This is a genomic window from Fuchsiella alkaliacetigena, from assembly GCF_023227765.1.
Classification (GTDB): Bacteria; Bacillota; Halanaerobiia; order Halobacteroidales; family Acetohalobiaceae; genus Fuchsiella; species Fuchsiella alkaliacetigena.
The window spans coordinates 1-22766 of record NZ_JALKBZ010000019.1; the positions used below are offsets into that span (position 1 = coordinate 1).

Annotated in this window: 18 protein-coding genes and 1 pseudogene; all 19 read right to left on the reverse strand. The window is 38.3% G+C overall.

Features of this window, described 5'->3' with window-relative positions:
- Window positions 1–78: 78 nt before the first annotated feature.
- Window positions 79–276 (reverse strand): annotated as a pseudogene (locus tag MWH30_RS07160) (IS1634 family transposase N-terminal domain-related protein); the annotation flags it as partial.
- 263 nt (window positions 277–539) lie between these two features.
- Window positions 540–2522 (reverse strand): sodium-translocating pyrophosphatase, encoded by a 1983-nt coding sequence (locus tag MWH30_RS07165; RefSeq protein WP_372494147.1) that lies wholly within the window; start codon window positions 2520–2522, stop codon window positions 540–542.
- Between the two features lie 80 nt (window positions 2523–2602).
- Window positions 2603–2827: a preprotein translocase subunit SecG gene (secG, locus tag MWH30_RS07170; RefSeq protein ID WP_248663384.1), complete on the reverse strand. Its 225-nt coding sequence runs from the start codon at window positions 2825–2827 to the stop codon at window positions 2603–2605.
- Window positions 2828–2921: 94 nt separating this feature from the next.
- The gene (eno, locus tag MWH30_RS07175) at window positions 2922–4205 is read right to left on the reverse strand and encodes a phosphopyruvate hydratase (protein WP_282706239.1); all 1284 of its coding nucleotides are present in this window, start codon (window positions 4203–4205) and stop codon (window positions 2922–2924) included.
- A 21-nt stretch (window positions 4206–4226) separates the two neighbouring features.
- Window positions 4227–5756: a 2,3-bisphosphoglycerate-independent phosphoglycerate mutase gene (gene gpmI / locus MWH30_RS07180; RefSeq protein WP_248663425.1), complete on the reverse strand. Its 1530-nt coding sequence runs from the start codon at window positions 5754–5756 to the stop codon at window positions 4227–4229.
- Between the two features lie 27 nt (window positions 5757–5783).
- Window positions 5784–6533, reverse strand: coding sequence for a triose-phosphate isomerase (tpiA, locus tag MWH30_RS07185; RefSeq protein ID WP_248663385.1), 750 nt, complete (start codon window positions 6531–6533; stop codon window positions 5784–5786).
- Window positions 6534–6562: 29 nt separating this feature from the next.
- A complete protein-coding gene (locus tag MWH30_RS07190) occupies window positions 6563–7750 on the reverse strand; it encodes a phosphoglycerate kinase (protein ID WP_248663386.1) in 1188 nt (395 codons plus the stop codon).
- 80 nt (window positions 7751–7830) lie between these two features.
- Complete coding sequence (gap, locus tag MWH30_RS07195) at window positions 7831–8826, reverse strand: type I glyceraldehyde-3-phosphate dehydrogenase (RefSeq protein ID WP_248663387.1); 996 nt, start codon at window positions 8824–8826, stop codon at window positions 7831–7833.
- Between the two features lie 80 nt (window positions 8827–8906).
- Entirely contained in the window at window positions 8907–9935 is a 1029-nt protein-coding gene (locus MWH30_RS07200) for a sugar-binding transcriptional regulator (protein WP_248663388.1), read from the reverse strand.
- Window positions 9936–10168: 233 nt separating this feature from the next.
- Window positions 10169–11551 (reverse strand): RNA polymerase factor sigma-54, encoded by a 1383-nt coding sequence (rpoN, locus tag MWH30_RS07205; RefSeq protein WP_248663389.1) that lies wholly within the window; start codon window positions 11549–11551, stop codon window positions 10169–10171.
- A 5-nt stretch (window positions 11552–11556) separates the two neighbouring features.
- Complete coding sequence (gene whiA, locus MWH30_RS07210; RefSeq protein WP_248663390.1) at window positions 11557–12513, reverse strand: DNA-binding protein WhiA; 957 nt, start codon at window positions 12511–12513, stop codon at window positions 11557–11559.
- Between the two features lie 2 nt (window positions 12514–12515).
- Complete coding sequence (gene mgfK / locus MWH30_RS07215; protein WP_248663391.1) at window positions 12516–13868, reverse strand: gluconeogenesis morphogenetic factor MgfK; 1353 nt, start codon at window positions 13866–13868, stop codon at window positions 12516–12518.
- Between the two features lie 86 nt (window positions 13869–13954).
- On the reverse strand, window positions 13955–14824 hold the full coding sequence (gene rapZ / locus MWH30_RS07220; protein ID WP_308221606.1) for an RNase adapter RapZ: 870 nt from the start codon (window positions 14822–14824) through the stop codon (window positions 13955–13957).
- A gap of 79 nt (window positions 14825–14903) precedes the next feature.
- Window positions 14904–15653, reverse strand: a complete 750-nt coding sequence (locus MWH30_RS07225) for a PHP domain-containing protein (protein ID WP_248663392.1) — start codon at window positions 15651–15653, stop codon at window positions 14904–14906.
- A gap of 131 nt (window positions 15654–15784) precedes the next feature.
- The gene (locus tag MWH30_RS07230) at window positions 15785–16609 is read right to left on the reverse strand and encodes a tetratricopeptide repeat protein (RefSeq protein ID WP_248663393.1); all 825 of its coding nucleotides are present in this window, start codon (window positions 16607–16609) and stop codon (window positions 15785–15787) included.
- A 129-nt stretch (window positions 16610–16738) separates the two neighbouring features.
- Window positions 16739–17476: a phosphatase gene (locus MWH30_RS07235; RefSeq protein ID WP_372494148.1), complete on the reverse strand. Its 738-nt coding sequence runs from the start codon at window positions 17474–17476 to the stop codon at window positions 16739–16741.
- A gap of 15 nt (window positions 17477–17491) precedes the next feature.
- Window positions 17492–18415, reverse strand: coding sequence for a PTS sugar transporter subunit IIC (locus MWH30_RS07240; RefSeq protein ID WP_248663395.1), 924 nt, complete (start codon window positions 18413–18415; stop codon window positions 17492–17494).
- 171 nt (window positions 18416–18586) lie between these two features.
- A complete protein-coding gene (locus tag MWH30_RS07245) occupies window positions 18587–21049 on the reverse strand; it encodes a sugar phosphate nucleotidyltransferase (RefSeq protein WP_248663396.1) in 2463 nt (820 codons plus the stop codon).
- Between the two features lie 506 nt (window positions 21050–21555).
- Complete coding sequence (locus tag MWH30_RS07250; protein ID WP_248663397.1) at window positions 21556–22755, reverse strand: glycosyltransferase family 4 protein; 1200 nt, start codon at window positions 22753–22755, stop codon at window positions 21556–21558.
- Between the last annotated feature and the right edge of the window lie 11 nt (window positions 22756–22766).

The window sequence follows — 22766 nt, forward strand, 5'->3', positions numbered from 1 at the left end:
CCTTTTTGCTTTTAATTATAGCATCTTAAAGGGAAGAAATTAAATCTATTTTAGAGTTCTTTCTTGCGATTGCCCTGGATCAGGATTAAGATATCTTTCAATGCTATCTACTAAACGTTCTAGTGCTTCTCTATCTAATTGATCCTCCCTTCCAAAAGAGTAGATAATATTGGTTTTGGAATAACCTTTTTCAGAGTCCCATTCATTATGAGCTAACTGCAAATATGTAATTTTTGTTCCATCTTTGTTTTTTCGGGATGTTCTTCTAATATACATAATACCTATATCATAGCAGTAAAACGTTGTTATGTCAAGGATAAATAGATAAATCGTGTACCTATGTAATTTAACCATTTTAAAATCACAAACCCTGCTATATCAAGGTTTCTGACCTCTAAATAGTTATTTTATACCTATGAACTGTCGAACTCGGGTTTAAATACTTAGTTTTTAATTTACAAAGATAGAAAATAGAAAAGCTTCGAACCGTATCAACAGTCCGAAGCTTTAATTTATAATCTGATCTATTCAGTTACTGCTTAGCCAAATAAAGGAGCAAAGACTAAAGCAACAATAGTCATTAACTTAATTAGTATATTCAAAGACGGGCCCGATGTATCCTTAAAAGGATCACCTACGGTATCGCCAACTACTGTAGCATTATGAGTATCGGAACCTTTACCGCCGAAATTACCAGCTTCTACATACTTCTTAGCGTTATCCCAGGCTCCACCAGCATTGGACATCATAATTGCCATTAATACTCCTGCTGATAAAGCACCTGCTAATAATCCACCTAAGGCTTCAGCGCTCCAAAGACCAACAAGCACCGGAGTAACTACTGCTAAAGCTCCTGGTAAAATCATTTCCTTTAACGCAGCAGCAGTACTGATATCTACACACTTAGCATATTCCGGCTTAGCTTTACCTTCCATAATTCCCGGAATTTCTCTAAACTGACGCCTGATCTCATCGATCATCTTAAAGGCCGCTTTACCTACAGCCTCCATAGTAATAGCTGAGAATAAGAAAGGTAACATTGCTCCAATAAAGAGACCAATAATTACATTTGGATTAGTTAAAGAAATAGTACTCAACTCCACAGCTTCAGTAAAGGCCGAAAACAGAGCCAAAGAGGTCAAAGCTGCTGAACCAATAGCAAAACCCTTACCAATAGCAGCAGTAGTATTTCCTACCGCATCCAACTTATCAGTAATCTCTCTTACTTCAGGTTCCAGTTCTGCCATCTCAGCAATTCCACCTGCATTATCAGCAATTGGACCGTAAGCATCGACAGCTAGAGTAATTCCAGTAGTCGATAACATCCCCACGGCTGCTAGAGCAATTCCATACAGTCCGCCTAAACTAAAGGCTATAAAGATAGCAATTACAATTACAATAATCGGAAAAGCAGTACTACGCATTCCTACTGCCAATCCACTAATAATATTAGTAGCCACTCCAGTCTGAGACTGATCAGCAATATGCTGTACCGGTGGTTTATGGTCAGAGGTATAGTATTCGGTAATTCGACCAATCAAAATTCCAGCTATTAATCCGGCTAAAGTAGCCCAGAAAAAGCCTAAGTCACCTACTAAATTATTAACTAATAGATAAGTAGCAATTAAAGACAACAAAGCACTAACCAAAGTACCTCGTTCCAAAACTGCATTTAAATTAGCACCTTTTTTAACTCTTACAAATCTAGTCCCAATAATAGCAGCAATGATTCCCGCCGCTGCAATCAACATCGGTAAAAGTACATAATTAACTCCGATTTCAGGATTCCTTTGAGCCAAACCAGCTCCTAAAGCCATAGCAGCTATAATAGAACCTACATAAGACTCAAAAAGGTCGGCTCCCATTCCAGCTACATCACCTACATTATCACCTACATTATCAGCAATTACACCTGGATTTCGGGGATCATCTTCAGGAATGCCAGCCTCTACCTTTCCTACTAAGTCAGCTCCCACATCAGCAGCCTTAGTATAGATTCCGCCCCCTACACGAGCAAAGAGCGCAATAGAACTAGCTCCAAAAGCAAATCCTTGAATATTCTCTACCCCAATAAATATGTACAACACTCCTAAGCCTAACAATCCCAATCCTACTACAGACATTCCCATTACTGCTCCTCCAGAAAAAGCAATCTCTAATGCCTTATCTATGCCGCTCCGAGCAGCATTAGTAGTTCTAGAGTTAGCAATAGTAGCAATCTGCATTCCAAAATAACCTGCTAAAGCTGAAAAAATAGCTCCCACAATAAAGGCAATAGCTGTCTGAACATTGAGAAAGATAGCCATTACAATAGCTACCACGACTACAAATACTGTTAAGTTTCTGTATTCAGTACCTAAAAAGGCCATAGCCCCTTCGTTGATAGCCTTAGTTAGCTCTTTCATTCTCTCTGTTCCCATATCTGCCTTCTTAACCTTAGTACGTAACATAAAAGCAAATATAAGAGCTATTACTCCAGCAATCGGTACAAAAATTTCCAAAACCCATTCCTCCTTTTCAATATTTAATTTATCTTTTACAAGATAAAACTTAAATTAGCCCCGCTATCTTTTACTAACGAGGCTTAATACTATATAGTAGCTTAAAAAATACCTAATAACAGGGAAGTGAACATAAATATAACAGCTACTACAGTAGTGGCTTTACCCAATTTTTTATCAATATTGCGTTGATCTCCACCTAAAATTGAAGAGGCACCACCGTCGATAGCTCCAGAAAGACCTGCACTTTTACCTGATTGCAAAAGCACTCCTACAATTACACCAATTGCAACTAAAATATGGATCACCTGCAATACTCTAAGCAATCTCATCCACCTCCCTTAATTTTACCACTATTAATTTTAACATAACTGCTTTGAAAATACAACCACTAATTTTTTGAACTGTACCTCAGCTTTTTTATAAATTATAAAAAACTTCTGGCCCTTTATAAATTCCGATAGCATCCAGTTCTTCTTCGATTCTCAATAGCTGATTATACTTAGCTACTCGATCACTTCTGGAAGGAGCACCGGTTTTGATCTGACCTGCATTAGTAGCAACTACCAAATCAGCAATAGTTACATCTTCAGTTTCTCCTGAACGATGAGAGACTACAGCGGTATAACCGGCTCGCTTGGCCATTTCAATAGCTTCTAAAGTTTCAGTAATAGTTCCAATCTGGTTTACCTTAATCAAAATAGAGTTGCTGGCTCCCATCTCAATCCCTTTAGCTAACTTTTCGGTATTAGTTACATAGAGATCATCGCCGACGATTTGAATTCTATCTCCTAAGCGGGAAGTCATCTCTTGCCAACCTTCCCAATCGTCCTCTGAAAGTCCATCTTCAATAGAGATAATTGGGTACTTATCCACTAGTTCAGCGTAAAAGTCTATCATTTCAGCGGCTGTCTTTTCTACTCCTTCACCGGCTAAAACATACTTACCATCCTCATAAATTTCAGTAGCTGCTACATCTAAAGCTAACTTAATATCACTCCCGGGACTATAACCGGCCTTCTCTACTGCTTCTATAATTATTGCTAAAGCTGCTTCGTTTGAATCCAAGTCAGGAGCAAAACCACCTTCATCTCCTACAGCAGTATTTAAACCTTTCTCTTGCAGTACCTTTTTTAGATTATGAAAGACCTCAGCTCCCATTCTCAGGGCCCGCTGAAAGGTATGAGCACCGACAGGCATTATCATAAACTCCTGAATATCCACATTATTATCGGCATGCTCTCCGCCATTAAGAATATTCAGCATCGGTACCGGCAACTCTTTAGCATTAGTTCCACCTAGGTACTTATACAAAGGTATTTCTAGAGAATAAGCAGCTGCTTTAGCTACAGCTAAAGAAACTCCTAAAATAGCATTAGCACCTAGATTACCTTTATTTTCTGTGCCATCTAACTCAATCATTAACTCATCGATTTCAGTCTGAAAGGTAGCATCGTAACCGATTAATTCCGGAGCAATAGTCTGATTAACATTATTAACTGCCTGTTGTACTCCTTTACCTAAGTATCTATCTTCATCTCCATCCCTTAACTCCACTGCTTCGTAAGCTCCAGTGGAAGCCCCCGAAGGTACAGCTGCTCTACCTAAGCTACCATCTCTTAAGGCTACCTCCACTTCTACAGTAGGATTTCCTCTAGAATCTAAAACTTCTCGCGCATAAATATCTTCTATTACACTAATCATCTTTATATCAACCTCCTAAATTTATTTAACTAATGCTTCTCCAGTCATTTCTGCTGGCTGTTCAATATCCAATAACTTTAAAATAGTAGGTGCTACATCGGCCAAGGCTTGTTCAGTTGCAAATTCTGCTTTTACTTCTCTATCTCCAACATAGATCAGCGGAGTTGGATTACTAGTATGGGCCGTATGGAAGTTACCAGTCTCATAGTCCAACATCTGTTCTGCATTTCCATGGTCTGCAGTAACCAACAGCTCTCCTCCTACGGCTAATACTTTTTCTACCACTTGGCCTAACACATCGTCCACTGCCTCTACCGCCTCTTTACAGGCCTCTAAATCTCCACTATGACCTACCATATCCGGATTAGCAAAGTTCAATACTATCACATCGTAATCTTTACTATCTAGTATTTCCAACAGTTCATCTTTAACCTCATAGGCACTCATCTCCGGCTGTTCATCATAAGTTGCTATCTTAGGAGAAGGAATCAACTTGCGGTCTTCATTAAGATTAGGCTCCTCTACTCCTCCGTTGAAAAAGAAGGTTACGTGAGCATACTTTTCAGTTTCAGCTATCCGCAACTGTTTTAATCCTTCCTCAGCCAATACTTCCCCTAGAGTATTATCCACTACCTCCGGCGGATAAGCTACTGGAGCAGCTAATGTCTCATCGTACTGAGTCATAGTAGCAAAGCAAACTTGAGGATGTTCTTGCCGTTCAAAACCATGAAAGTCATGGTCTACAAAGGCACGGGAAAGCTGTCGGGCCCGATCCGGTCTAAAGTTAAAGAAAATAACTGAATGATCATCATTTATGGTAGCTACCGGCTCACCATCTTCCCTGATCACCGTAGGTACTACAAACTCATCGTAAACTTCCTCTTGATAAGAGTTCTCTACCGCTTCCAAAGCACTATCAGCCTGCTTTCCTTCACCTAAGACTAGAGCTTGATAGGCTTTTTGAGTTCTATCCCAACGCTCATCACGATCCATAGCATAGTATCTACCACTAACTGTAGCAATCTTTCCTATTTCCAACTCTGCAAACTTAGCTTCTAACTCTTTAATATATTTTTTAGCACTATCAGGGGGAACATCACGTCCATCTAAGAAGGCATGAACATAGACTTCCCGCTCATGCTTTTTAGCCAGCTCCAGTAGCCCAAAAAGATGTTGAATATCACTGTGAACTCCACCATCGGAAAGCAGTCCCAATAAGTGAAGCGGTGAATCATTGAGTTTACAGTTTTTAATACCATCTAAAAGTACCTGGTTTTTAAAGAAAGAACCATCTTCAATCCCCTTGCTAATTTTAGTTAGCTGCTGATATACTACCCGACCAGCACCTAAGTTGAGATGGCCTACCTCAGAATTACCCATCTGTCCAGCCGGTAAACCTACCTTTTCTCCGGAAGCTGCCAGAGTAGTATGGGGATATTCAGCCCATAGCCTATCAAAATTAGGGGTCTGAGCCTGTTTAACTGAGTTCCCTTCTTCTCTTTCATTGCAGCCCCAGCCATCAAGTATCACCAAAGCTACAGGCTTAGGTATTGCTGTCACATTAATTACCTCCTTTAACTACTCGAACTTAACTATTTCTGCAAAAGATTCTGCTTCTAAACTAGCACTTCCTACTAAGGCTCCATCAATATCGGAAGTAGCCATAAATTCGCTTATATTATGCGGCTTTACACTACCCCCATACTGAATCTGTAGTTGCTCAGCTACCTCTCCAAACTTCTCTGTTAATAGCTCGCGGATATACTTAATTACCTGATTTGCTTCTTCAGCTGTAGCTGATTGTCCAGTACCGATAGCCCACAGCGGCTCATAAGCTATAGTTACTGCTGTTAAGTCGTCAACTGCTACTCCTTCCAAAGCAGCCATTACTTGTTCTTGGACTACCTCTTTAGTTCTATCAGCTTCACGTTGAGTCAAAGACTCACCTACACAGATAATAGGCTTTAACTCATAGTTTAAAGCAGACTTTACTTTCTTATTCACATCTTCATTGCTTTCATTAAAGTACTCTCTTCTTTCAGAATGGCCTATAATCACATATTCACAGCCTATATCTTTCAGCATCACCGGAGAAATCTCTCCCGTATAAGCACCTTCAGCTTCCCAGTGCATATTTTCTGCTCCTAAAGCTACATTAGTATCCGCTAATACCTCTGCTAGCGGTGCTAAAGCTGTAGCCGGAGTACAGATAGCTATATCTACTTCACTTACTCCTTTTACTAATTCTACTAACTCCTCTGCCATTTCCACAGCTTCCTGATTTGTCTTATGCATCTTCCAGTTTCCAGCAATAAATGGTCTCCGCATCTTTTAACTCTCCTCTCCTTTACTTCTTCTTACTCTCTATCGTCTAAGGCCTCTACTCCCGGCAAAGTTTTTCCCTCTAAAAGCTGCAAAGAAGCTCCGCCACCAGTAGAAATATGGGTCATTTCCGCAGCTAAGCCTGCCTTTTCTACAGCAGCTGCCGAATCTCCTCCCCCAATAATAGTTGTTGCTTCTAAATCTGCTAATACCTGAACTATTTCCATTGTTCCTTTAGCAAAATTAGACATCTCAAAAACACCTAAAGGGCCGTTCCAAACTACCGTCTTAGCATCTTTAAGCACCTGAGTAAAGCTATTTATACTTTCCGGGCCAATATCTAAGGCCTGCCAACCGTCTTCAATATCTTCTACCTTAACTACCTTAGTTTCAGCCTGATTACTGAAATCATCAGCAACTACTACATCACTAGGTAAAACTAAATTTACTCCTTTATTTTTAGCCTCTTCCATTAACCGTTTAGCTAAATCAAGCTTATCCGCTTCTACTAAAGAATCACCGATATTATAGCCTTGCGCAGCAATAAAGGTATTGGCCATACCTCCCCCAATTAACAACGCATCTGCTTTATTCAAAAGTGATTCAATAACTCCAATCTTATCGGAAACCTTTGCTCCCCCAATAATAGCTACTAAAGGAGTGTCAGGGTTATCTATAGCCTGAGAAATCATCTTTAATTCATTCTGTACCAAAAAGCCCATAGCTGCTTCTTGCACATATTCCACTACTCCTGCTGTAGAGGCATGGGCCCGATGAGTAGCTCCAAAAGCATCGTTCACATATACATCAGCTAACTCTCCTAACTGGCGAGCAAAGTCCGGATCATTAGCCTTTTCCCCAGGATTAAAACGAGTATTCTCCAATAGTAATACCTCACCAGTTTCCATCCTCTCAATGGCTGTCTGCGGTTCTTCTCCTACTGTCTCATCAGTCTTAGTCACCGCTTGATTGAGTAGGTTAGCTAATCTTTTAGCTACAGGATCTAAGCGCAGTTCAGAATCCACCTTACCACCTGGTCGACCTAGGTGACTCATCAAAATCACCTTAGCTCCTTCCTCAATCAAGTACTCAATGGTAGGTAAAGCAGCTCTAAGCCTAGTATCATCAGCCACCTCGCCAGCTTCCATAGGTACATTGAAGTCCACTCTAACTAAAACCTTTTTCCCAGCTACATCTATATCTTTTAATATCTTTTTATCCATTATCAAACCTCCTTAAGACTTACATTTAAAAGAAATTAAAAGCAGAGATAGAAGTTTAACTATCTCTGCTACTAATCAACTTACAGCTTAGTTGCCAGATCTACTACTCGATTAGAATAGCCCCATTCATTATCGTACCAGGAAATAACCTTAACCTGAGTACCATCAATCACCATAGTAGATTGAGCATCAATCAAAGAGGAATAAGGAGAACCCACAATATCCTGAGATACTAGCTCATCCTCTGTATAACCAAGGATACCTTCCAGTTCACCTTCAGCTGCCTCCTGTAAAGCAGCATTAACCTCTTCTACTGTTACCTCAGTTTCTAAATCAAAGACACCATCAACTACAGAACCATTTGGTACCGGCACTCGCATAGCCATTCCATCAATCTTACCCTCTAGCTCTGGCAGTACCTTAGTAGTAGCAATTGCTGCTCCAGTGGTAGTAGGAATTATATTAGCAGCAGCCGCTCGACCTCGTCTAGTCTTACCTGAAGGTGCATCCAAAATAGCTTGAGCCGCTGTATAAGCATGCACAGTAGTAATTAGTCCTTTTTCAATTCCAAAGTTCTCATGCAGTACCTTAGCCATAGGAGCCAAACAGTTAGTAGTACAAGAAGCATTAGAAACTATCTGATCATCAGCCGATAATTCTTCATCATTAACTCCTAATACAATAGTAGCATCTAACTCATCCTTAGCTGGTACTGTCAAAATAACCTTTTCAGCTCCTGCTTCAAGATGCTTAGCTACTAGATCTCTCTTTCTAAATACACCAGTAGATTCAATAACTATATCTATTTCCTTTTCCGCCCAAGGTAGATCAGCTGGATCTTTAATGGAGTAAACATCAATTTCCTGACCATTTACCTTAAGAGTATCTCCAGCTACTTCAACTTCACCTTCAAATTGACCATGTACAGAATCATACTTCAATAAATAAGCCAAGTTGTCAGCATCAGCTAAATCATTAATAGCAACTACCTCAAAATCTAAATCCCTCTCCTGAATACACCTAAATACATTTCTCCCAATTCTGCCAAAACCATTAATTGCAATTTTCTTTGTCATTATATTATTCCTCCTTAGATTATTAATTATTACTCCTTAATTAACACTTTGTGCTAGCTAAAACCTAGCTATTCACCTCCTCAATGCTGATCTAAAATATCTAAAATCTGCTGAGCTGCCTCTTCTTCGGTAATTAATATATCCTGTTCACCATTAATAATTACAGAAATTATAGCTGCCGCCTTTTCTTTACCTCCAGCTACAGCAATTACAGTTTCTATCTCCTTTAAATCCTCTAACTGTAAACCCACACTAGGAGTTGAATATACGATCTCTCCAGAATCGTCAAAGTAGTAACCAAAGGCTTCACCAATAGCTCCTTTACTTTGCAGCTGCAAAAGCTGATCCTGATTGAGATCTCTCCTCTCAGTCATAATTTCTACAGTTCCAATGCCATGCATTAAAACATCGGCCTCTTTAGCTAGACTCAAAACTTCTTTAATCTGTGGCTCAGAAACAATAGTATCATGCAAGCTTTGATCTAAATTATCAGGCACATGTAGAAGGCGATATTTACCTCCTAATTTTTTAGCTATCTTAGCAGCTATAGTATTAGCTTGAATCTCTACTCCTTCACCTAAACCACCTCGACCGGGAAGCACCATTATCTCTGCCAAATCACCATTATTAAGCAGCGCTTCAGCTACAGCAGCCAAAGTAGTACCTCCCGTTACAGCTAACTTATCTCCATTATCTATATTATTTTGCAAAAATTTAGCTGCAAACCTACCTAACTCCTCTTTAGTCTGCTGAGCATCTAAAGTACTAGGAACGACATAAGCTGCCTTTAACTCTAAACTCTTAGCTAACTCTAATTCCAAGCTATGTAAACCACGTGAGCTTTTAATATAATCAGCTAATTTAGAAAAAATCTCCTCTCCTCGGGCCGTAATTTCTGCTCCGGCCCGAGTAGAATTAACAAAACGTCTTTCCTGTAAGAACTTTAACTGCTTTCTTACTTCCCGCTCGCTTAATTCCAGTTTTTTAGCTAGAGACCTTCTACCTATAGGTTGCAGATAAAGTACAGTTTGAAGTATAGTATATCTAGTATCTATTAATTTTATTAATTCCGGAGCAATCAAGTGCTGAAGTTTAATCAAATCCTCCATATATTCACCTGTCCTCTGGGATATTCTTGTACCCGCAGCTCTATATTTGTCCCACTATGTTGAAAAAATAAACTACTTTTCTATATTGTCTCCCTATTAATATTCTCTATGCAGGACTTTTGTGTAAAATAATGGTTGCAGCTTCATAATATTCTCTTTCTAGTGTATGTTATTCGGGACTACTAACTAAAGTCCTGCAAAATTTCTTTAATAAGTAAAAATTATCTTTATTTTCATTCATATCTTCTCCTTTGCACCGAAGAAGCAATTCCTAACTGATTACGATACTTAGCTACAGTTCTTCTGGAAACTGGTGCTCCTAAATCACTCAATTGATCTGCTATCTTCTGGTCACTTAAAGGCTTCGTTACATCTTCTTCTTTTATAATATCTTCTATCATTTTCTTAATGCTAACTGCTGAAATATTACCTCCGTTTTTAGTCTTTACTCCCGAAGTAAAGAAAAACTTTAACTCAAAAAGACCATGTGGAGTTTGAGCATATTTCTTAGTAGTAGCCCTGCTAACAGTGGATTCGTGCATGTCAATCTCTTGAGCTACTTCTTCCATAGTCAAAGGCTTTAAATGCTTTAAACCTTTTTCGAAAAACTCCTTCTGTAGTTCAACAATTGCCTTAGCTATTTTATAAATAGTTAGTCGCCGCTGCTCAATACTCTTAATTAACCACATTGCTGAACTCATTTTTTCTTCTAAATACTCCTTGGCTTTACTGCTGGAGTCAAAATTTTTCAATAACTTTTGATAGTAAGAGTTAATCCTCAGCTTAGGTACTGGAGTCTGATTCATAAAAACCACATACTGCTGATTTATCTTTTCAATTATCAGATCCGGCTCCAAATACTTAGTGCCTCCACTTTCCTGAAAAATACTTGCTGGACTAGGATTAAGAGTTTTAATTAAATCCACTATTCGTTGACTTTCTGTGGGCTTAATCCCTAATTTTTTAGCTAATTTCTTTACTTTATTTTCGATTAATAAATCAAAGTGCTCTTCTACCATCTTTAGAGCCAACTCTTTTTTTCGACCTGCTTCCCATTCGGCTAACTGAATCAATAAGGACTCCTGTAAACTTTGAGCTGCTATACCCACCGGTTCAAACTGCTGAATTTCTTTCAAAACCTCTAAAAACTTCTCTTCGCTAACCCCTAATTCAGCTGCTAATTCTGCTACCTCTCTCTCTAAAAAACCATCTTCATCTAAGGAGCCAATTATATACTTTCCTATTTCTTTCTGTTGAGCTGTTAAGTCCAGCAACTGTAATTGATTATTTAAATACTCATCCCTAGTTAAAGAAGCAGCAACAAAGTTTTCATAGTTGTAATCTTCCTGTTGATAATTAACGTTATAATCGCTGCTGGAATCAGCAAAGTACTCCTCCCAGTCTAAGTCTTCAAAGTCCTCCTCTTCCTCTGCTAAGTCCTCCTCGCCGGCCACTTCTTCCTCTAATTCCAAAATAGGATTCTCTAACAATTTATCTTCTAAGTAGTCTACTAATTCCATTCTGGATAGCTGCAGCAGTTTAATTGCCTGCTGTAGCTTAGGAGTCATTACCAGCTCCTGTTTCTGTGTTAATGAAACTGTGGGAGTTAGCTTCACTCTCTTCACCCCCTCAACAAAGAGTTATTCTCTTTAATTTCTTCGGCTATCTTGTTAATCCTGCGCAACCTATGATTTACTCCGGATTTGCTTAGCTTAGGCTCCATTAGCTCTCCCAATTCCTTATAAGTAGCATAGGGATTTTCTAATCTAAGTTCAGCCATTTCCTGTAAACTAGGTGACAAAGAAGCTAAGCCCTTAAATTCCTCAATCAACTTAATATTCTCAATCTGCTCTCGAGCTGCCTGAACAGTCTTAGTCAAGTTAGCCGTCTCACAGTTAACTAATCGATTAACCTGATTTTTAACCTCTTTTAAAACTCTAGTATTTTCATAGTCTAAAAGAGCTGAATGAGCTCCGGTAATATTCAAAAGCTTAACGATCTCTGCAGAACTTTTCAAATAAAGTAAGTAATCATCTTGGCGCTGCCTGAGTTTGAAGTATAAATCAAGCTTCTGCTTAGCAAATTCAAGCAAACTTTCAGCATAGCCCTGATTGGAAACTCTAATCTCCAGATGATAACCTCCTTCTGGATTATTAATAGAGCCTGCTCCTAAAAATACCCCTCGCAAATATGCTTTTCGACAGCACTTATTTTTCACTAAATCGCCATTAATCTGATAGCTCAATTCGTAGTTATCCTTAATTAATCCACAATTAATTAACAACTCTTTGATCCTGTCCTGTGGCGGTAATTTAATTATATAGTACTTATCGTAATTGAGATACATCGCCTTACTAACTACTATTTCTGTTAAAAAATCAAATCTTTCTTTTAACAGTCTATATATTTTGCGAGCAGCCGCTGCCTGTTGTGAAACTACCTTTAAGGCTAGCTCCTGCTTAATAATCTCTAAAGAACCGTTTGCTTTTAACAAAGCTGATAGTTCAGCCCAACCACAACACCTTTTTTTTACTTCAATCCTAGCCAATTCATTCTTCACTTGCTCGCTAAATCCCATCTTTACCACCTATCTTTTTTAGCTTTACTGCGCAAATAGAGATCCAGTAAAGGACTTTGCTCATCATGTTTCTTCAGTCTAGAAATCAACTCCATAATTACCTTAGCTAGCTTTTGAGGATTATGTCTAACTAAATCGTCTTTATTAAGCAAAGGAGCTTGAACCACATTTATCTTTAAATCCTTTAAACGTTGAGAATCAACTTCTACTGGAGCAGCTCCTTCTTCTTCATATTTAGCTAAGAGCTCTGTTGGAATTTCCTCATTATTAACCAGCACATAGTCCACTATTTCTGAGCCTGCATGGTCATATAAAGCCTGGACATGATCGGCTACGCTATAACCTACAGTTTCACCAGGTTGAGTCATTATATTACAACTATATATCTTTAAAGCTGAAGTCTCTTTTACAGCCGTTGCCAACTCTGTCACTAATAGATTAGGGATTACACTGGTATAGAGGCTGCCGGGCCCTAAAATTACTGCATCAGCCTCACTAATAGCCTCAGTCACCTCAGTTAAGGACTCACAGTCCTCCGGCTTAAGAAAAACTCGCTGAATAGCCTCTCCAGCCTCAGGTATTTTGGACTCCCCTTTCACTATTCTACCACTTTCAGTTTCTGCATGTAAGACCACATCAGCCAAGGTCGAAGGTAAAACCCGACCTTTAATAGCTAAAACCTTACTGGACTCCTTGACTGCTGCTTCAAAGTCTCCTAAAACCTTAGACATAGTAGCTATAAACAGATTACCAAAACTGTGTCCATCCAACTCCTGTCCTTCACTAAATCTATACTGAAATAGCTTTTCCATCAAAACCTCGGTATCGGCTAAAGCAACTAAACAGTTCCGAATATCCCCCGGCGGTAAAATATCCAACTCATCGCGCAAAACGCCAGAACTACCTCCATCATCGGCTACTGTAACTACCGCCGTAATATTACTGCTAAACTTCTTAATTCCTCTCAACATCGTCGGCAGTCCAGTTCCTCCCCCAATAACTACTATTTTAGGCCCCCGCTTTAAAGAGCGCTCCTGATATAATAGCTCTATTAGTTCCTCCTCGTTATTGGGTAATAAGGCTTCAATAATTGAATTAATCATCTTAGTAACTCCATAAAATAAAAAGCTAATACCGATTAAAATAATCACTACAGCTGTTATTAGGTTCAATAAATAGCTCATATCACCTATCAAACTCTGAATCAAACCTGTTAACTCTTGTTCTAACAAACTCAAAAATTCAAAGCCAATTATTAAGATAATCCCAAAGGTGATTAAAAAAATACCTAAAACCACCAGCACCAACCAGCGCTTAATCTCCAAACCAGGATATAACCACTTAAAAATCTTCATCTCTTTCAGCTCCTAAATATCCTCAACTATCTCCAGCATATTCAAAATATATCTATACTAATCTATACTAAACTACAAAATTAGTACTAAGTATCTTTATCAATATCACGATTCTCTTTAACTATATGATAATCATTCTGAGCTAAAAAATCAAATAATTTATTAACCAAAGTAACAGATCTATGCTTACCCCCAGTGCAGCCAATGGCAATTGATAAATGGTTTTTGCCCTCTTTAATATATTCTGGAATTAAAAACTCTATCATATCAAAAAACTTTTGTTTAAACTTCTTAGCTACTGGCCACTTCAATACATAGTCCTGTACTTGAGGGTCATTACCGGTTAAAGGACGTAAGTCATTCACATAATGAGGATTAGGTAAAAAGCGTACATCGAATACTAAATCGGAATCAATAGGAATGCCGTATTTAAAACCAAAGGAAACTAAGGAAATATTTATTTTATTAACCTGCTTATCCTGAGCAAAGCTAAGCTCCAATTCTTCTTTAAGGTCTTTAATAGATAAATGAGAAGTATTAATAATTTTATCGGCTTGACCTCTTAAGTTCTTTAACCTCTCTCTTTCTGCTTCAATAGCATCCAAAACTCTACCTTCCTTTGCTAAAGGATGACGACGTCTAGTCTCCTTATATCTTTGAATTAAGGAGTTAGTGTCTGCTTCTAAAAATAAAATTTCACACTTAATCTTCTTTTTCTCTAAAGCAGCTAACTCTTCACTTAGATCATCAAAAAAGTCACCACCGCGAATATCCATCACTAAGGCTACTCTGTCAACCTTACCTCGAGATTGCAAACATAACTCAGTAAATTTAGTAATTAAAGCTGGAGGAAGATTATCAATACAGAAAAAACCAAGATCCTCAAAGATTCTAGCTGCTTCACTCTTGCCAGCACCAGACATTCCCGTAACGATCACAAACTTCATATCTTTCATCTACACTTAACACCTCACTCAATTTCTATCTTTATATTTCTGGGCCCTAGCTTAATTCTCCTGCCTATAAAAGCAAGCCTTACTTTAAAACTACATTAGCAACCTGTCCTAAATCAAGCTCTGCTTCTCTAATTAATTGAAAAGCTGAATCTACTCTCCCCACTCCTTCCGGCCGATGAGCATCACTGTTAACCACAAACTTAACCCCAGTTTGAGCAGCGGTATTTATAAAATCAGTATTCAATTGATCATGTTTATTATTTATCTCTAGCAAGACATTCTCCTCTTTGCATTTTTTAGCTAACTCAACAGTATCTATATCCAGTTGAAAACCAGGATGGGTAATAATATCCACTTCATACCTTTCAATAGCTGCTAATAGGGCCCGGGTATTATTATATCTAATTTCATCTTTTGACTTTAAACCTAATCTATAGCCGATAGTATTATCAAAGATCAAATCTTTAGCAGCTCGCCAGTGCGGAGGCTTAATCCAAAGATGGAGTCCTACTAACAATAAATCTAATTCTGCTATTAAGCTTTCCGGAACATCTAACTCACCATCACTACTAATTATATTAGCCTCCACCCCACTTAAAACCTTTAAATCGCTATACTCTTGACTATACCTTTGAATCTGCTCTTTAATCTCCAATAATTCTTTTAAACTCTTAACTCCTAGCTTAATCAAAGTCCAACTGCTAGGACCATGTTCAGTAATTGCTAACTCCTGCAAACCCCTCCGTTCAGCTGTAGCAATAATATCTTTAACCTCCCCCTGTCCGTGGCCATACTTAGTATGAACGTGATAATCACCGATTAACTCCATCCGCAATCCTCCTTAATAGCTCTTAACACTAATTAACTTATCCTGAACTTGATTTAATATACTTCCTTGAATATTGAAAAAAGCCACAACCGTCAAAGGCTGTGGCTTTAATATATACTTACTTATTATATTTATAACTCTTCTAACTCATCAAGAATTTCTCTAGCTTCCTCAAAATCAGGATTCAAATGCAAGGTTCTACGTAGACTATCTTTTGCTGCTTCAATATTATCTAGTTCCACGTAAGCATGAGCCTGCTTAAAGTTACTTAAGTAGTAGTTTGGATTAGCTTCAATGGCCTCAGCATACATCTCCTTAGCTTTTTCCGTTTCTTCTAAAGATAAGTACAGATCACCTAAACCTAAATACGCTCTAACATACTCCGGATTATAAGAGATAGACTTCTCATAATACTCTATCGCCTGCTCATCTTCACCCATTCCGCGATAACTAGCACCTAAGTAATAGTAACTAGGATAAACATACTCCTGGTCTTCAACAACTTGGTAAAAATAGTCAGTTGCAGTTTCGAAATCTCCATAATTATAATGAGCATAGCCTAATTTAAACTGAATAATGAAATGAGAACTTAAGTTTCCAGCTGCCGAATAGTTATCAATAGCTTCATCATACTCGGACTTTTGTAGATAAAGATCACCTAAGTTGATATAGTTAGAAACTATATCTGCATTATAAGTCAAACTTTGGTGAAAATACTCAATAGCTTCTTCATTATTCCCTTGCTGTCTAGCAATTAAACCTAAATTACTATAAGCTTGAGCCTTATCTTCATTAGCATCTAAAGCCCGTTTAAAGCTATCTTCGGCCTTTTCTAACTCACCGCGTTCATAATGAGATAATCCTCTGCGAATATAACTGCTTCCTGCCAAAGCTATTGAGGTTAACGATAATACCAAAATACATATCACTAACATTTGCAACGATCTTTTCTTCATGAATAGCTACCCTCCTTTTTTCTAAACTTATTATTTATAAGTTTCTACATATTAGAGTCAATTCCTGCAAAGTAGTTAAATTTTATTAAACTCATCAAAAATAGTCCTGTGAAATTTTAACTGGAAGTGCTATATGTCCAACCCCTGTTTAAGAGCCATTTTTTCAGCAATAAACTCTTTTACTGCTACTAAAGAAGTATTAAGTACATCCTCGGCTGTCAAACCTACTTCCTTAACTAATTGCCTAGCCTTTTCTATCCTCCCTACATCAGCAGAAAAATGGGCATCGCTATTTAGCAAAAGCTGCAGACCAACCTTTTTAGCTTGCAGCGCTATCTCCAAACAGTATTCTCTGCTTCCATCTCGACTTAACAAAAAAGAGCTATTATTGATCTCCAATAATACCTCATTTTCTAAAGCAGCATTCACCACTTGCTCAATCTCTATCTCAAACTGAGGATTACCAGGGTGAACGATCACATCGACTAAAGGATTCCGAATTGCATTCAGCATAGCCTGAGTATGTTCTTTTTTACTACTACCTTGATAACCAGTTAAAGGATGAAAACCCGCTAAAACAATTTCCATTCTTTGCAAAAGCTTTGAAGGAAGATCTAAAGAACCGTGAATATCAGTAATATTGCACTCCACTCCCTTTAAAACCCTAACCCCTTCGATAACAGCTGGTAAAACATGCAAATTACCAAAGTAATAAGGATGATTAGCTCCAGGCATGCAGGGCCCGTGATCGGTAGTAGCCATAATTTCAATTCCGTTCTGCTTAGCCCCAGCCACCATTTCTTCTAGAGTACTATAAGCATGACCACAAGCTATAGTATGAGTATGTAAGTCTGCCACAATTTCCAAGAACATCACCACCTGTTATATTAATAATCCCCATTTAGAAAAAATAATACCCCCTACTAAAAATAGAAAGTACAGTTCAAACTGAGTAACCTTAAACTTCAATAACAATAAAGCCGGCACAGAAAGTAAGGCCTGAGCCCAAAGTACAAGCCGCAACTGAGAAGTTATTAACGGTCCGGCTAAGTCTACTAAAAAAGGAGCACTAAAGACCACCATAACCACGACTAAAAATCTTAATTGAGACTGAGAAAATAACTCTAACTGGATTAAGCGATAGCTGCCGGCCCAAAATACAAAGAAAATAGGCAGACTCAACCAAGGATCAACTAAAGAAGATAATAAAGCAACCACCAAGGCCAAACAGTAAGCTAACTGCTGCGCCCTCAAACTCCGCTTAAATAAAAGGAGTTGGGCTAAAATAACAGCCAAACCCAAAGCCGGTAATAATCCCCGAGCAATAGTCAAACTTTCTAAAAATTGCGCCGGTATTCGCCCTAATACAGCTTGAAGTACCGGAGTAAAAAGAAAGAGAGTCAAGAAAAAAGCAGCAAGACCTATCTCTAAAAACCAGCTTCCAATAACTTCACCTGCTTCTTCTATCAACACTTGCAAAATATAAGTAAGCAATAAAGCCAGAGTTAAACCGACTACAAAACTAATATTATCAGTAAATAATATTAAAACCACTGCTAAAATAGTAGCTAAATTAATATATTTTAAACCAAAATCTAAATAAAAATGTCTACTCCCCCATATTAACTCCACCAACAGTCCTATGTTTAATCCTAAAGCAGGATTCCCCAATAAAAATCCCCCTAAAGGAGCTATCCAAATAGGCCTGAGCAGATAACGATACTTAGTAGTGAGTAACTTACGTTCTCCCAGACTGATAAAACTAACTAAGATAGTAACTAGAATAGCTTTAATAATTGTCTCCACTCCCCAATCTTAAGTTTAATTATCATCCTACTTCTCCTCATTATATCGTATTTAGATTATTTCTCAACTGAAGTCTAAAGTCCTGCTTCTTATTGAAAACAAAATAGTTAGAGCTCTCTCACCAATGGAGAAAGCTCTAAAGACTAAGCTATGCTAACTGTAAGTTTCTAATCAAGTCTGTAAATCTCTAATTAATTCGGCATACTCTGCACTTAAATCACTGGCTGCTTCAAAACTATCAGCCTCAGCATAAACACTAAAGACCGGTCTTTCTGAATCAGGCAAAACCAAAGCCCAACTCTCCTCCTGATTAACCTTAATCCCATCTATTAACTCTATCTTTTCCTCGGGAGTCTGTTCAATTAAATTTCTCATTACCTTTCCTTTGACCTCCCAAGCACACTCAACCTCCTCCTCAACTCTATAAAATTCAGGAATAGAGGCTAATAATTGAGAAAGCTTAAGCTCCTCTTGGGCTAAAAACTCCAACAGCTTAACTAAGAAAACTAGAGCATCACCTACCACAGGTAAATCATCCGTAACCGCTTCAGCTTCTTCAGCAGTTAAAATATTTTTTAATTGAGACTTTTGCTCTACCTTAGTCCACTCTATATCTGCCCCGTATTCTTGAGCTATATTTTCGATAACTCGGGGTGCTGTAACAGGCAAAAATAACTGCTGAGCCCCTCTTTCTAAATTAATAATTGCTCTTAAAATTTGGTTTATCTCTTGAGCAACTATCTCACCCTGATCAGTAATTAAGGTAAGTTCTTCTAAATTATGACCTAGCACAACTCCTAAATCTACATCTTCCTGGCTAGAAAGATCCAACAACTGATCTTCTCTGGCTAATCTCTGTTGCAAACTTAAAGGTCTAGCACCTTGATTCTGATAGTCGATTTCCAACAACTCACAGTTTAATTCACTAGCTAAACGAGAAAAAATTTCAGCTAAAGTAGCCTCTTCATAATCAGCTACCAGCCTATAGTTAGCTTGACTTATACTTTCCACATCTACCGTAGTAAATAGCTCCTCTAAATAAGCATCTAAAATCTGCGGGCCCGACTCCACACTACTAATAGCATCGACATCGGCTCGCTGGAAGTCCTCTCTAAAGAAAATCTTTTCAATTCCTTTTTCCTGCTGACGAGAGATATTAATACCTGACTGATCGAGAAACTCAATTACTGTATTTTGGGGTTCTATTTGACAAGCTCTAACGTGCAATCCTCCAGCAACTTCTAAGTTTCCAACTCCGTATCTAGCTACTGGACTAAATAGTTCACCTATATCCATAACCTCAATTCCAGCAGAAAGCAAACCAGCCTGCAAAGCCTGCTTGATCATCTTAGACATAGCATAACTATCAGCACTAACTGCAATCACCGTCTCCGCATCTAAAGTAGCTCCATAAGCAGTAGCTAACTTAGCCGCAAACTCAGGAGTCACCTCAATATTACTGATTCCTACTACTCCCTGATTGCCAAAGAGGGTTCTCGACCAGTGAGTCTCCCAAACTAAGCTTTTATTTAAAATAGTAGTATCGTCTAGCTCCTTATAGGGCCAGACCTTTACTCGCGGCTTAACCTTAACCTTACTACCTACTTTAGTTCCTTGGCCAATAGCACTGCCTTCAAAGATAGAGGTATGATCCTTAATATTAACTCCATTGCAGATTACAGTTCCTCGTAGCTCCGATTTATAATCAAGAAAGATGTTATTCCAGAGAATACTACGCTTAATAGAAGTATCGCCCTTAATCAGATTATTATCACCAATTATAGACTCGGCTAATCTACTGCCACTCTTAATAGTACAGTTTTGACCAATATAAAGCGGGCCCGACAGCTCCACTCCCTCTTCAATCTCAGTTCCTTCACCTACCCAGACCTGTTCTTCAATCTGCTGACCGGGAATCTCTACTTCCACTCGCTGAGCTATAATATCATAATGAGTCTGTCGATACTGCTGCAAATTGCCTACATCACACCAGTAAGCATCACTCACATAACCGTACATCGGTTCATCATTAGCTAGCATCTGCGGAAAGAGGTCTTGGCTAAAGTCAAACTTAACTCCTGAATCATAGTAATTAAATACGTAAGGGTCTAAAATATAAATACCAGTATTAACAGTATCGCTAAAGACCTCACCCCAGTTAGGCTTTTCTAAAAACTGAGTAATCTCCCCCTGCTCATTAGTCATTACCACTCCGTACTCTAAGGGGATATCTTCCTGAGTAAGTACTAAAGTAGCTGCTGAACCCTGTTCTTGATGGTATTCATAAGCAGCCGTTAGGTCAATATCGGTCATTGCATCTCCACTAATTACAATAAAAGGCTCATCCAAAAATTCTTCAGCATTTTTAACACTACCTGCGGTTCCTAAAGGACTCTCCTCTACATAATAATGCAGATTAACTCCAAATTCTGAACCATCCCCAAAGTAATCCTCTATCACTTCGGGTAAATAAAAGGTAGTTACAGCTATTTCAGTAATTCCATGCCGTTTCAAAAGATTAATAATATGTTCCATCACCGGCTTATTCATAATCGGCACCATTGGCTTAGGACAGTCACAGGTCAACGGTCTAAGTCTAGTTCCTTTTCCACCGGCCATAATCACTGCTTTCATTTAATTAATTCCCCCTTTGTATTATTTATATCCAAATTTGGTGTTATCAATGAGACAATTTCGGGCTATCATTTAGTTCAGAGGACAGACGATAGAGGATAAAGGATAAATTAAGATCAAGAAATAAAGTTCAAGATCTATTTGACACAGACTAAAATCTGACTAAGTTCTGACTATATATTAAAACATAAATCTAAAAAAATTATTTAATAGTTTCCATTAGTGTTAATTTATGTTCGTTAATGTTTTCGATAAATTTTAAAGTCTTCAAGGTCTTGTCAGATTTTTGTCAGAACTTAGTCACCCCAAGGGCACTTCCCAGAGTAATGACTAGCCAAAATAATGGCGTCGCTACGGGGTGCTGTGTCAAAAAGGTTTTAATCTTTTGAACTTTACCTATCCTCTATCCTTTATCATTTGAATAAAACAATATTGTTTTACCAGCTAAGTAATAAAACATAATCAGTGCTAGCTCCAAAAACAATGCTAACACTGATTACTAAAGCTTAATTAGATAACACCTGTAAATCACGCCAGGCTGATTGCTGATATTCTGCTAGCACCTCTTCATAAACCTCTTTAGTTTGACGAGCTATGCCGGCCCAACTGTACTCCTCTACTGCTTTACGATAACCTCTTCTTCGCAAGCCTTCTGCATATTGATCATCGGTTAATATCTTAATAATCTTTTCTGCCAAAGAGTTAGCATTACCAGGCAGAGCCTTTAAACCATCCCGACCGTCATCAACTATCTCTTCAAAACCGCCGACTCCTGAAACTACTACCGGGGTTTTGCTGGCCATGGCTTCTAGAGCAACAATTCCAAAAGGCTCATAAAGACTAGGAAAGACTGCTACATCGGCTACTTGATAAAGATACTCTCTCTCCTGATCGGAGATATAACCGGTAAAGGTTACATTATGAGCAATTCCCATTCCGTGAGCTTGCTCTTTAAGTTCAGCTAACATAGGGCCCTGCCCAGCTATTACTAATTGAGCATCAGGAACAGCAGCTAATACCTCTCCTGCTGATTCTAATAAAACATGGATTCCTTTTTCGCGCACTATTCTGCCAATAAAGAAAATTAGCTTGCCACTAGTATACTTTTCTTTGAACCCGGCTGGTACTTCAACATCGAAAGTATCTAAATCTACTCCATTCTTGATTACCCTGATTTTATCTCTGGGAGTCTGAAATAGGTGGTGTAGCTCATCCTCCATATAATGACTACAGCAGATCACCTTCCAAGCTTCATAGTTAATTAACCACTCTACATCATTAATATACTGTTGCCCAGAGTTATAGATACCGTGGTTACGTCCCGATTCTGTAGCGTGAATAGTAGTTAATAAAGGCAGTTGATAGCTTCTTTTAAGACACTTACCGGCAAAACCGGCTAACCAATCGTGAATGTGAATTAGGTCAAAATCAATATTCTTTACTAGATCATTAGCTACTTCTAAGAAACTAAAGTTCACTAGCATTACCCAGGTTAAAAAGTCTGGAGTAGAAATCTCTGGCTTTTCAATACGATAAACATTAACTCCTTCTTCTTTAGCGAACTTCTGTACCGTCTCAGCCCCTTGAGTAATTAAGTGAACTTCAACCTCTTCTTGAATTAAATTGGTAGATAGATTTTTAACATGGCTGGCTAATCCTCCGATGCTAACTGGAGGATATTCCCACGACAGCATCAATATTTTCATCTAGTTCCCTC

Coding starts and splice junctions, on each gene's coding strand:
- mgfK (WP_248663391.1), bottom strand. CDS start 13,868: ATGAAGATTTTTAAGTGGTTATATCCTGGTTTGGAGATTAAGCGCTGG.
- rapZ (WP_308221606.1), bottom strand. CDS start 14,824: ATGAAAGATATGAAGTTTGTGATCGTTACGGGAATGTCTGGTGCTGGC.
- whiA (WP_248663390.1), bottom strand. CDS start 12,513: ATGGGATTTAGCGAGCAAGTGAAGAATGAATTGGCTAGGATTGAAGTA.
- tpiA (WP_248663385.1), bottom strand. CDS start 6,533: ATGCGGAGACCATTTATTGCTGGAAACTGGAAGATGCATAAGACAAAT.
- MWH30_RS07230 (WP_248663393.1), bottom strand. CDS start 16,609: ATGAAGAAAAGATCGTTGCAAATGTTAGTGATATGTATTTTGGTATTA.
- MWH30_RS07200 (WP_248663388.1), bottom strand. CDS start 9,935: ATGGAGGATTTGATTAAACTTCAGCACTTGATTGCTCCGGAATTAATA.
- MWH30_RS07245 (WP_248663396.1), bottom strand. CDS start 21,049: ATGAAAGCAGTGATTATGGCCGGTGGAAAAGGAACTAGACTTAGACCG.
- MWH30_RS07250 (WP_248663397.1), bottom strand. CDS start 22,755: ATGAAAATATTGATGCTGTCGTGGGAATATCCTCCAGTTAGCATCGGA.
- eno (WP_282706239.1), bottom strand. CDS start 4,205: ATGATTAGTGTAATAGAAGATATTTATGCGCGAGAAGTTTTAGATTCT.
- MWH30_RS07225 (WP_248663392.1), bottom strand. CDS start 15,653: ATGGAGTTAATCGGTGATTATCACGTTCATACTAAGTATGGCCACGGA.
- MWH30_RS07190 (WP_248663386.1), bottom strand. CDS start 7,750: ATGGATAAAAAGATATTAAAAGATATAGATGTAGCTGGGAAAAAGGTT.
- gap (WP_248663387.1), bottom strand. CDS start 8,826: ATGACAAAGAAAATTGCAATTAATGGTTTTGGCAGAATTGGGAGAAAT.